The 11,911-nt window shown below is 40.1% G+C and carries 12 protein-coding genes; 1 reads left to right on the top strand and 11 read right to left on the bottom strand.

The features are described 5' to 3' along the window. Positions 1 to 185 precede the first annotated feature (185 nt). From H140_RS0106445 to H140_RS0106395, 11 genes are all read right to left on the bottom strand, one after another. Positions 186 to 845: a 3-oxoacid CoA-transferase subunit B gene (locus H140_RS0106445; RefSeq protein WP_019672843.1), complete on the bottom strand. Its 660-nt coding sequence runs from the start codon at positions 843 to 845 to the stop codon at positions 186 to 188. Beyond that, on the bottom strand, positions 845 to 1,513 hold the full coding sequence (locus tag H140_RS0106440; protein WP_019672842.1) for a 3-oxoacid CoA-transferase subunit A: 669 nt from the start codon (positions 1,511 to 1,513) through the stop codon (positions 845 to 847). Before H140_RS0106440 ends, H140_RS0106445 begins: the two co-directional genes overlap by 1 nt. 59 nt (positions 1,514 to 1,572) lie before the next feature. Further along, complete coding sequence (gene pobA / locus H140_RS0106435) at positions 1,573 to 2,763, bottom strand: 4-hydroxybenzoate 3-monooxygenase (RefSeq protein WP_019672841.1); 1,191 nt, start codon at positions 2,761 to 2,763, stop codon at positions 1,573 to 1,575. 74 nt (positions 2,764 to 2,837) lie between these two features. After that, positions 2,838 to 3,461 carry a protocatechuate 3,4-dioxygenase subunit alpha gene (pcaG, locus tag H140_RS0106430; protein WP_019672840.1) on the bottom strand — a complete coding sequence of 208 codons (624 nt, stop codon included), beginning with the start codon at positions 3,459 to 3,461 and terminating at the stop codon, positions 2,838 to 2,840. Positions 3,462 to 3,465: 4 nt separating this feature from the next. Then, positions 3,466 to 4,194 carry a protocatechuate 3,4-dioxygenase subunit beta gene (gene pcaH / locus H140_RS0106425; RefSeq protein ID WP_019672839.1) on the bottom strand — a complete coding sequence of 243 codons (729 nt, stop codon included), beginning with the start codon at positions 4,192 to 4,194 and terminating at the stop codon, positions 3,466 to 3,468. A gap of 56 nt (positions 4,195 to 4,250) precedes the next feature. Then, complete coding sequence (locus tag H140_RS0106420) at positions 4,251 to 5,423, bottom strand: alpha/beta fold hydrolase (protein ID WP_019672838.1); 1,173 nt, start codon at positions 5,421 to 5,423, stop codon at positions 4,251 to 4,253. Between the two features lie 2 nt (positions 5,424 to 5,425). After that, positions 5,426 to 6,634 (bottom strand): 3-oxoadipyl-CoA thiolase, encoded by a 1,209-nt coding sequence (pcaF, locus tag H140_RS0106415; RefSeq protein WP_019672837.1) that lies wholly within the window; start codon positions 6,632 to 6,634, stop codon positions 5,426 to 5,428. Positions 6,635 to 7,110: 476 nt separating this feature from the next. Continuing rightward, entirely contained in the window at positions 7,111 to 7,926 is an 816-nt protein-coding gene (locus tag H140_RS0106410) for a class II aldolase/adducin family protein (protein WP_019672836.1), read from the bottom strand. Between the two features lie 11 nt (positions 7,927 to 7,937). Continuing rightward, a complete protein-coding gene (locus H140_RS0106405) occupies positions 7,938 to 8,855 on the bottom strand; it encodes a TauD/TfdA dioxygenase family protein (protein WP_019672835.1) in 918 nt (305 codons plus the stop codon). Positions 8,856 to 8,941: 86 nt separating this feature from the next. Next, complete coding sequence (gene dctP / locus H140_RS0106400) at positions 8,942 to 9,997, bottom strand: TRAP transporter substrate-binding protein (protein WP_019672834.1); 1,056 nt, start codon at positions 9,995 to 9,997, stop codon at positions 8,942 to 8,944. Between the two features lie 253 nt (positions 9,998 to 10,250). Then, positions 10,251 to 11,609, bottom strand: coding sequence for a lyase family protein (locus H140_RS0106395; RefSeq protein WP_019672833.1), 1,359 nt, complete (start codon positions 11,607 to 11,609; stop codon positions 10,251 to 10,253). Positions 11,610 to 11,696: 87 nt separating this feature from the next. Here H140_RS0106395 and H140_RS14125 point away from each other — a divergent pair. Beyond that, the coding region (locus H140_RS14125; RefSeq protein ID WP_019672832.1) for a helix-turn-helix domain-containing protein at positions 11,697 to 11,911 on the top strand (215 nt) is incomplete at its 3' end.

Genomic DNA, 11,911 nt, shown 5'->3' with positions numbered 1-11,911 from the left:
TTAAACTACTCGATACTATTTATCTATTAAGCATAAAAAAGAAGTAAACATAAAAAAAGAAGATAAAAAACATCTTGTGTAACCAAAGATCTGAGACACAAAGCAACCCAGTACAAGTATCACTATACAAATCAAATAAGCCTAACAAGGATAACCTTGTCGCTTATCCGTTGTATAGCCATACATTAGACTGAGCTTTTTTGAATCAATCTTGCCCCAGTTTTTGCCTGTAACTCATCGAACGATAAGCCCTCAACCATTTCTCGAACTACTAGCCCAGCATCTGTAATCTCTATAACAGCCAGATCAGTATAGACTCTATTTACACATTGCTTTCCTGTTATAGGTAAACTGAGTTTCTCAACAATTTTAGGCTCACCTTTTTTACTAACATGATCCATCATAACGTAAACCTGTTTTGCACCAACAGCAAGATCCATGGCTCCGCCAACAGCAGGTATATCTTGAGGACGACCTAAAAACCAATTGGCAATATCACCATTTTCTGCAACTTCAAAAGCACCTAATACGCACAGATCTATATGACCACCACGTATCATTGCAAACGAATCACCATGATGAAAATAACACCCACCCTTGATTAAAGTAACATACTGTTTACCAGCATTGATTAAGTCACCATCTTCTTGACCTTTATCAGGCGCAGGCCCCATACCTAGAAGACCATTCTCACTATGTAAAAAAACATCCTTATCATCAGGCAAGTAGTCAGCTATTTTGGTAGGCTGTCCTATACCAAGATTGACATACATACCTTCATCGATACTTGCTGCCACTTTCTGAGCTATATCATCTACTGTCCACGGTTTATAATTAGTATTCATTACTCAGCTCCAATCTTAACAACATCATGTACAAAAATACCCGGCGTTACTATATGCTCTGGATCAAGCTCGCCAAGCTCAACGACTTCAGAGACCTGTGCAATGGTATGGCTCGATGCGGTCGCCATAATAGGACCAAAGTTACGCGCTGCTTTGTTATAGATCAAGTTGCCCCAACGATCACCTTTATAAGCTTTAATTAATGCAAAATCTGCTTTAATCGGATACTCTAAAACGTAGTTTATACCATCTATGGTGCGTGTCTCTTTGCCTTCAGCTAGCAAGGTACCATAAGCTGTTGGGGTATAAATCGCACCAAGACCACTACCACCTGCTTGAATACGTGCCGCCAAAGTGCCTTGCGGCACAACCTCTAGCTCTATTTTTCCAGCTCGATATAGCTCATCAAATATATATGAGTCATGCTGTCTTGGAAAAGAACAGATTATTTTTTTTACACAACCTTCTTTTAACAATAAGGCCAAACCAGTTTCACCATTCCCAGCATTATTGCTAACAATGGTAAGGTCTCTGGCTTTATGCTCAATTAAGGCATCAATTAACTCAGTTGGCTGACCTGCCAAACCAAACCCACCAATTAACACAGTCGAACCATCCCAAATCTGACTAACAGCAGCAAGCGCTGAATCTTTCACTTTATTTAACATTTAGAAATCCTATCCAATCCAATTATCGAAACAAACCTGCTAACTCACAACAAATAGTGTCACTCTAACTCTTCAAATGGTAGCCCAACATAATTTTCCGCAATAGTTGCCTTGCCTGCTTCTGAATGAATAAAATAATCAAACTCAGCTTGTTGTACACGGAAATCAAACCTGCCTGCACTCTCAAAGCGATGTAAGAACATGGTCATCCACCAAGAGAACCGAACTGCTTTCCATGCTCTAGCTACTGAAATTTCCTGATAACGTGGTATCAGATCCGTCCGATCTTCTTTATAAATCTTAACAAATAAGCGAAACGCTGTTTCAACATCACTTGCCGCTAGATTTAAGCCCTTAGCGCCTGTCGGCGGCACAATATGCGCTGCATCACCTAATAAAAATAGTTTCCCATATTGCATGGTTTCACAGACATAGGATCTAAGTGGCGCAATAGACATTTCTAACGCTGGACCTGTTACTAATTTATCGGCCATTTTCTTTGGAATACGACGCTTCAACTCTGCCCAAAATTTCTCTTCATTCCAGTTATCTAGCGTATCTGTATCTGGAACTTGTAAATAATAGCGACTGCGTGTTTTTGAACGCATTGAACATAACGCAAATCCACGCTCATGCGCACAATAGATTAGCTCATCATGCACTGGCGGCGTATCACTCAATAAGCCAAGCCAACCAAAAGGATATACCTTCTCATACTCGACCAACTTATCTTTAGGAATTGATTTGCGTGATACACCATGATAACCATCACAGCCTGCAATATAGTCACAGTCGAGGCGAAAAGTCTCTTCATTATGATAATAGGTAACATAAGGACTATCTGATTCAATATCATGTAACTTCACGTTATCAGCTTCATAAACAGTTGTTGCACCAGACTTTTTTCGTGCCTCCATCAAGTCTCTTGTTACCTCCGTCTGACCATAAACAACCACTTGCTTTCCACCGCTATATTTTTCAAGATCTAAATGATGATGCTCACCTTGAAAACTAAAGTCCGTGCCTGTATGGACAATACCCTCTTCGTCCATACGCTCACCAACGCCCGCTTCACGCAACAAGTCAGCTGTACCTTGCTCAAGTACACCAGCACGAATTCGACTGAGGACATAGTCACCAGATTTTCTTTCTAAAATAATATTGTCAATACCTGCATTGGTCAGTAATTGCCCTAATAATAAGCCTGATGGTCCTGCACCAATAATTGCTACTTGTGTTTTGGTATCCATGAAATCCCTCTCATTTATTTTTATTAAACCTATCTATTATGGCGTTACTGCATACTCGTTATTTTGTTAAAATTTTAAAAATCAAAAAATACAGTTTCATTATTACCTTGCAAATATATGTCAAAGCGGTATCTAGGTTTTTCTTCTGTATCTTCTTTAACAGCGATCAAGGTATTTTGACGCTCTGGTGATATAATACGGCTCAAAATAGGACACTCGCTATTCGCTTCTTGCTCGTCATCAAAATAAGCACGTGTCTGTAAATGTATATTAATCCCACGAGCAAACACTGCGACATTGATATGTGGTGCCATTTTTTGGTGATCAAAATCTACTCGGCCTGGTTTGATAGTATAAAAGTGATAATGACCATCCGTAGCACAAGCACTACGACCAAAGCCACTAAATGGCTTTTTGTTATCGAATTCAGCAATGTATTCACCCTGACTATCGGCCTGCCAAATTTCAATTAAAGCATCACGAACCAAGTCTCCATTGCCATCATAGACTGCACCAATTAATTCAATATGCTGACCTTCAGCACCTTCTTTGGCTAAGTTTTCCCAAATTTCATCATCACGTGATGCAAAGCCTGCAACTTCTAATGCCAATCCAATATGCACATAAGGACCTGCTGTCTGAGAGGCCGTTTCACGTAACACACCTGTATCATCCTGTAATTTATATTGGCTATACATCCTTCTACTCCTCAAAATATGTTTGTAATGCACCGCGTACAACGATATCAAATCGATATGCCAGATAATCCATCGACTTGCTTCTCGCCATATCTAATCTTGCAATCATAGTTTCGACGGCATCAGGGTCTTTTAATACTTGCACAATTGGGCACAGTGGAATTAAAGGATCTCCTTCAAAATACATTTGAGTAATTAATCGGGTCGAGATTGAAGGCCCCATAACAGAAACATGAATATGAGCAGGCCGCCATGTATTAATATCATTCGGCCATGGATAAGGGCCTGGACGTACTGTACGGAATGTATAACGACCTTCAGTGTCAGTAATGCAACGACCAACGCCACCAAAGTTTGGGTCTAGTGGCGCTAAATATCCATCTTTTTTGTGACGATATCGCCCACCAGCATTGGCCTGCCACATCTCAACCAATGTATTTGGTACTGGCTTACCAAACTGATCAATCACTCGACCATGCATAACTATCCTCTCTCCAATAGGCAAACTTGGTCGAACACCATCTGTTCTAAAATTCATTAACAAATCATTGTCATGGGGGCCAATTTCTAAGCCACTAAACACAGGACCGCTACGCTCAGATGGCGTTGCTCTTTGAATGCTAACTAACGCTTGCTTTGGTGATCTCGTAATAGATGTCTTATATCTGGGCGTATATTGTGCTGGCTGCCATGCTCTATCACGAGCAAGAAAATAAGGATACGATTTACTCATGTTTCACTCTCCATTGATTAAAAGTCTACTAATTAACTCGGTTAGACTAATTCCTATTAAGATAACGCTTCACCCCATCCATTTTTTTTAGCCAAAGCAAAGGCATGATTCGATGCAGGGACACCAGCATAAATGGCAACATGCATGAGTACTTGACGCAGCTGTTGTTCACTAATACCTAACCTCTTGGCCGCTCTCAAATGTAGCTCAAGCTCTCCATCTCTCCCTAAAGCAGCCAAAATACCAGTGGTTATCATGCTTCTTTGCTGGACTGTCAAGCTGCCATCACCCCATAACTCACCCCATGCATTTCTAGTAATAAACTGTTGAAAGGGGAAATCTAAAGTTGTTGCGTTTTGGATTGATTTTTCTACATGATCACTTCCCAAAATTTGCTTACGAGTCACAAGACCATCATTATAGGAAACGCCAATTTCTCCAGGTTGCTGACGTGTTGCATTAGACTGAATAATCTCTACTAACTGATTGGGCGCTTCAATAGATGGTACATGTCCAACATCTTCAACAATGATAAGTTTTGCATTGGTGAACTCCGCCTGTAACGCTTGTAAAGTTTCAGGTGGCGTAGAAACATCATCTTTACCCCCAATTAATGTGATACGACGGTTAAAGCCTTTAAGCTTGTTGGTATTATCAACTTCAGACAATGCCTCGCACAGCTTGGCGTAACTATCACTGTCATTACGGCCTAATTGAATAATCCAACCTTTAGACAGCTCTGTGTTTACCTCAGTGCTCTTAGAAGAAAACCAACGTGGCACAATACCTCCTGCCACCTTACCCAAACCTTGTTGCCTGACACTTTGAGCACGCTCATCCCATGCAGCCTTAGTACCAATAACCGCACCCGTATTTGTTAACCAAACTTGCTCTAGCCGTTCAGGCGCTAATTGACACAATTCTTGTCCGATAACGCCACCGATTGAAGTACCAATAAAGCTGAATGTCTCGATACCTAAAGCATCTGCTATTTGAAGCATATCTTTGGTGATTGTCTCAATAGAAATACCTTCCACTGCAGACGAGCTACTGCCATGTCCTGGCAAGTCCCAGCGGATACAGCGATAATGCCCATGCAATAGATCACACACCTTATCCCAAACATCACGACTCATGCCTAGTGGGTGTGCCATAAATAATGCTGGCAGATAGCTTTCGCCACTATCTTGATACGCAATCAAATGAAACTTAGTTTGTATAAACGCCATTTTTATTCCCCAACTCTCGAAACAACCAAAGCAATGCCTTGTCCAACACCAATACACATCGTACATAGAGCACGTTGTTGTTTTGTCCGTTGTAGCTCATGTATGGCAGATATTAAAATTCTCGCGCCTGATGCCCCTAAGGGATGACCTAGCGCGATTGCACCTCCTCTTGGATTGACTCGCTCATCTTGATCATCTAGTCCAAGCTCTCGTAAACAAGCTAAAGCCTGAGATGCAAAGGCTTCGTTTAGTTCAATAACATCTATATCGTCTAATGTTAAATTCAATCGTTTTAACAGTTTTTGGGTAGCAGGAACAGGACCTATCCCCATAATGGTTGGTAACACACCTACCGTTGCCATGCCTTCAATTTTGGCCATGGGTTTTAGGCCATACTTTTTAACGGTTGATTCACTAGCGATAAGCATGGCAGCTGCGCCATCGTTAATTCCAGAGGCATTTCCAGCGGTTATGGTTCCATTTTCATAGATTGGGCGAAGCTTAGCTAATGCTTCTATGTTTGAATTAGGGCGAGGATGCTCATCAGTCTCAACGACTAATGGCTGTTGTTTACGGCGTTCAATAATTATTGGTGTGATTTCAGCCGCCAATAGGCCTGCTTGCTGTGCTTTGGCAGCTTTTTGTTGTGACCATAAGGCAAATTGATCTTGATCTTCTCGAGAGATGCTAAACTGTCTAGCCAGATTTTCTGCTGTCTGTGGCATTGCTTCAGTACCATACATTGCATCTAGCTTTTTATTGATAAATCGCCAGCCCATTGTTGTATCTTGTAGCTTTGGACTTCTATCAAAAGCCTTATTTGACTTACCTAATACAAAGGGTGCTCTGGTCATCGACTCAACACCACCAGCAATTGCTAACTTTATCTCACCGGAAACAATGGCGCGAAATGCTGTTCCGACAGCATCTAAGCCAGAGCCACAAAGACGATTGATTGTTGTTGCTGGCACCTTTTCGGATAAGCCAGACAATAACGTACTCATACGTGCAACGTTACGGTTATCTTCTCCGCTTTGATTCGCACAGCCAATAAATACATCATCAATGGCTTCATGATCAAAGTTAGGGGCATCATTTAAGACTGACTTGATAACTTGTGCGAGTAAGTCATCAGGGCGGATATCAGCTAAGGCGCCTCCATAACGACCCACAGCCGATCTCTTTGGATAACATATATAAACCGCTTCCATGCTTTAATCTCCTGATTACATCCTTGTATTCAGCAACAGTTGTTCTTACAAAGAATAATTGTTCGTATAATGAATTAACTTATACTCTTTTACTCTTGCTGTCAATGAAGGATTTTTATTTTGTAAATTTAATTTTTATTTTTAATAAAGCCTAACTATAATTGTAGTCAGATAAATGAGTTATACCAAATCTGAAAATTAAGATATCGAGGAAAAAGAGTGCAAACGCTACAAGTAGTAGGTTTAGCGAGTTTGACAAAGATAGGTTATTTTTCAGAAAAGGTATTACAAGGCAACCGAGTGCAAGTACTACTAAAGTAGGCTAAACGAGGTTAACGCTGTAACTCTTTTATATGGCTGTGACTATAACCATTACAGGATTAAGTGCAGCCTGTATATAGAAATAAAAAAAGCCTACTAAATAGTAGGCTCTTTCGATTTAATTTAAACAGATGCAGTTGAGTTGCCAAATATCATTATCTAATCCAGTTAGGATCTACACGATTCATTAATCGATAATAGGCAGGCCATTCGGGAAGTCGTACTTGAGCACCAGCTTGGGCATCACCGCCTTCAAACTGCTCCCTCGTTCGAATCATAGCCTCGTCACTCGCCTGTAACAGTTTAGCGCCTGACGCCATTGCCTTTAGTTGCACCTGACAGCCTTGAATTATCTGATACATTCGCATAAATGCCCAAGATACATCAGGGCCTGTGGTAATGACACCATGATTGTTAAGCATCAAAGTATGATTGCTTTTACCTAGAGACTCGACCAGTCTTTGCTGCTCTTCAGCATCTAGTACAATACCTTCAAATGGATGATAACCAATGCGCTCGTGAAACATATAGGCTTCTTGAAACAAAGGGATAAAACCACACTCTAATGCACTCACCGCCTGAACATCGGCATTGTGCGTATGCATAACACAATGTATATCGGGACGACCTTTATGAATAGCTGTATGAATGACATTACCTGCTTGATTAATGGGATACGGCGTCTCATCCAGTTTATTACCATCCATATCAATCTTTACTAAATTGGACGGCGTTATTTCACTATATAACAGTCCAAAAGCATTAATTAATAAGTGATCGGTACCAGGTATACGATAAGATATATGATTATAAACTTGTGTTGTCCAACCATAATAGTCAGCCATCCGATAACATAACGCTAACTCAATACGAGCCTTCCACTCAGTATCACTATATCCTGCTGGCGTTACTATTGATTTAAAAACATCTTGTGATTTAAAAACATCTTGCGATTTAAAAACATCTTGCATAACCTCCCTCCTTACTCTGGCTTTTCACCCATCACTACCGCTCGATACATCTCACGTCTAAAGCCATCATAGTCATTAAATGCCTGATGTAGACATACTCTGTTATCCCACATAATTAACGTTTTACTGTACCACTTTAAACGACAGCAAAACGACTCTTGAGTTGCAAAGCTTGATAAAAAATCAATTAATGGTTTTGATTCTTCTTCTGTCATACCCTCAATACCACAGGCATAGGTTTTATCCACATACAAAGACTTCTCACCAGTGACTGGATGTGTTCTCACTAACGGATGATAATAGCCCTCTATCATCTTCTGCGTTTCAACATCTAGTTCCATACTACCAAGCTTTGCAATTTCACCATTTTTTTCAGCTTGCTCAGCTTGCATTGAGGCGACAACATTTCTAGCACTCATCCAGACTTTAAGAGGCTCAATCATTTTTTTCATGGCTGGGCTGAGTGCTTTATAGGCCAAAACAGAGTTTGCAAAAAGCGTATCACCGCCATACGGGGGCATGTCTTTACCATAGTTAATAGCAATTGAAGGCGGTTGTTCTAAAAATGCGGAATCTGTATGCCAACCACTGCCAAACACCATTTTGGTCGCAACGCCAGCTTCCTTAATTACAGGTTGGATATTCTCATGACCAGGTACACCTTTTGTATAAGCATCTGTACCAAACTCACCAAACTTTAATGTGAGATTTTCATGATCTTCAAATGTGATCTCCTGGTCTCTAAAATATATCAGCTTGTGTCTAAACAGTGCATCCTTAATTTCTTCTATCGCCTCATCACTAATATTACTTAGATCTACGCCTTGAATTTCAGCACCCATTGCTGCTGCTAAGGGGATCGCTGTAATATATTTATAATCTTTGGCACTATTATCAAAAAGTCCGGTCGGGTGTGTTATTTTTTTCATAAATTTAATCCTTTAAACTTGATGTTCCCTATCAATTAAAAATGGCCAATTTAGCTGTTACATCATGGCATATAGCTACAAGTAGCCTAGCCATTACACGCAGCACTAACCTGCTTCACTTTTTGGTAAACACCGTCAGCATCTAAACCCAAGCTTTTGATATCATTAAGATATTTATTGGTTCCAGCTTCAAGAGGCACTTTCCACTCAGGGTCATTAAGCGGGTCCACAATATCAACCATGACATCGCCCTTAGCTTGTGCTTCTGCCATAAATCTATCATCTTCAGCATCAAACACTTTGCCTGCCACCTCTGCCATTGCTTTACCAGAGTTACTATCAATAACCTGTTGTAAATCTTCTGGTAAAGATGCGTACTTATCTTTATTCATTGTCACAACAATAGCTGAGCTATAAAAAGGAATATTAGTATGAGCGTTGGTCAACTCAATGAGCTTGAATGAGCCTGTTGCATCCCAAGGTAAGCTAATACCATCTAGCACACCACGCTGTAAAGAAGTATAGATATCGGTTGCTGGCAAACCTACGGGTGTCCCACCTGCCGCTTCGATAATATCTCCAGCAATTGCTGATGGCCTACGAAATCTTAATCCTTTTAAATCATCAGGCTGTTTGATTGGTTTATCAACAGTATGAAAACCACCTGGTCCAGTACCCATCATAAATAGAACATGCGTGTCTTCATATTCACTAGAAATATCACCGGCATCATAAAGAGTCTGAAGCATACAGTTCATTTGTGTCGCCGAGTTGGATAAACCTGGTAGCTCTGCTACTTGAGTTAATGGAAAACGGCCGTTGGAATAGCCTTGCAATTGCGAGCCTATATCTACCGTACCTTTTGCAACAGCATCATAAGTCATATCCGCTTTTGCTAATGTTGCAGAAGGAAATATTTCAACTCTAATCCTGCCATCGGACTCCGCTTCTATTTTTTTTGCCCAAGGTTCAAATATATCGGTATGCGTCGCTGAAGACGCTGGCCAAAAATGTGCAAAGCGTAGTGTGACAGTCTCTGAAGTATCTGAAGTCTCAGTATTCGAGGTATCTGAAGATTGAGAGCAGCCTGCTAGACTTAGGGTAGCGATTAATGCAAGACTGCTTGCTAAAAACTTTCTCATCATAAAATCCCTTTTGATGACTTTGTTTTAAAATTTTAGGGTAGTGACATACTCAAATTGCTATATCTTAATAAAAGCTACTACAATACTGACAACCAAAGATGCATTTTGTTCATTATGAGAACGGTTGTTCGTATAGTAAACCAACATATCTTTTATAATGCTCTCTGTCAATAGCAACAGTATAGAATTGAGATATTAGAATACAATTAGAGAGTCTGTCATTAATATCTATCAAGTTGATTTAGCTTTATCAAAGCTCACTTAATGACTCAATCATATCTTGCACTGCTCTTTGTGCGATCTCACACTGACTAATAGCCGTCTGACTATAACTTAATGGATCTAAAATGGTACTTACCGCACTTGAGTTAGTATCAATACCTAATCCCATCTGTTCTATACAGGCTAAAAAAGTCTTCACAAATCCAGTATGATTGCGATGTGCTTGTTCACTTGCAATATCAATCGCCTTTATAATCTCTGTTTCATTCTCAAAAAACTGTTTCAAAGGCGCTATCAGATAAGCATCACTATTTAAATCTAAGTTATCCGCCATACGTGATGGATAAACCTGTAACCCTTCAATTAACACTTTCATATTACCTGTTGCACCTGCAACTAAAGCCAACCCTTCCATCAAAGGCATCCATGATGCATGCCACTCCCCTAAAGATCTTTCAAACGGCTGTGCTGTCGTATTACTTATTACTGTTAAATGTCCATGCATTCTAATAGCAGCCGCTTTAATCAGTGCACATAATACTGGGTTTCTTTTATGCGGCATCGAGGAGGATCCTCCCATACCCTCAATCAGTGGCTCTGAAACCTCACCAAGCTCACTTTGTGCCATCAATGCCACATCTGTTGCTATCTTCTCTAAAGCTGACGCTAATGCATCTAATGTTGCACCAATATTATGAATAGGCTGCCGATTGGTATGCCAAGGTAATATAGGATAGGACAGCCCTAATAACTGTGCGACTTTTTGAGGAATATGTAAGCTTTCATTTTCAATACTACTCATCCCAACTGGACCACCCCACTGTAAAAATAGTCCTGACTGCTGTAATTTTATTAAATTGTCTATGGCAAACATCAATGCTGATGCCCATTGCGCCACTTTGACACCAAAAGTGATAGGCAAGGCATGCTGTAACAAAGTTCTACCTATCATCGGTGTATGACGATGCTTGATAACCAGTAAACTCAAGCCATTCAAAATAGCAATTAAGTCTTTATTAACCGTAGTCAACCCCGTCTTTATTACCATCATCATTGCCGTATCTACGACATCCTGACTGGTGACTGTTTGATGAAAATACGGTTTTAGATTGTCAGGCAATAATTGCTTTGCTTGGGCAACAAAGGGTATCGCTGGATTGCCACCAAGGTGCGTTGCTTGAGCAATACTCTCTAGATCAAAATTATTGATTAACAAGTGTTTTTTAGATTTCTCTAGAATACCTTGAGGAATCAAGCTATGATGCTCTCTTACTGCTAGTATAGCCAGTTCAAAATTCAACATTGCTGTAACAAAATGCTCATCAGATAAGGTTGCAGTAAGCTGTGAATTTAAAAAAGGCTGATTGATTAGTGTACTAATTTTCACTTAGAATCCTTATTTAATAATTAGATAAGTAATCGAACAGAAATACATTATAATAGCAATTTTCCATAACAGACATAAAAAGCCATCATGAAGATAAGACAAGTAGAACTAACCGATGTCGAGCGTAAAGCACTAGACCACGGGTATAAACACGGAAAAACAGCCAGTTATCGAAAACGTTGTCACATTATACTGCTAAAAAGTGATGGCAGAATAGCCAAAGACATCGCACAAATAACCGACACCAACATTCAAAGCGTATACAATTGGCTCAACCGTTATGACGCCGAAGGCATACAAGG

Origin of the sequence: Psychrobacter lutiphocae DSM 21542 (assembly GCF_000382145.1) — a bacterium.
GTDB lineage: Bacteria > Pseudomonadota > Gammaproteobacteria > Pseudomonadales > Moraxellaceae > Psychrobacter > Psychrobacter lutiphocae.
The sequence above is the reverse complement of the archived record's forward strand: the minus strand, read 5'-3'. Positions and strand labels throughout refer to the sequence as shown.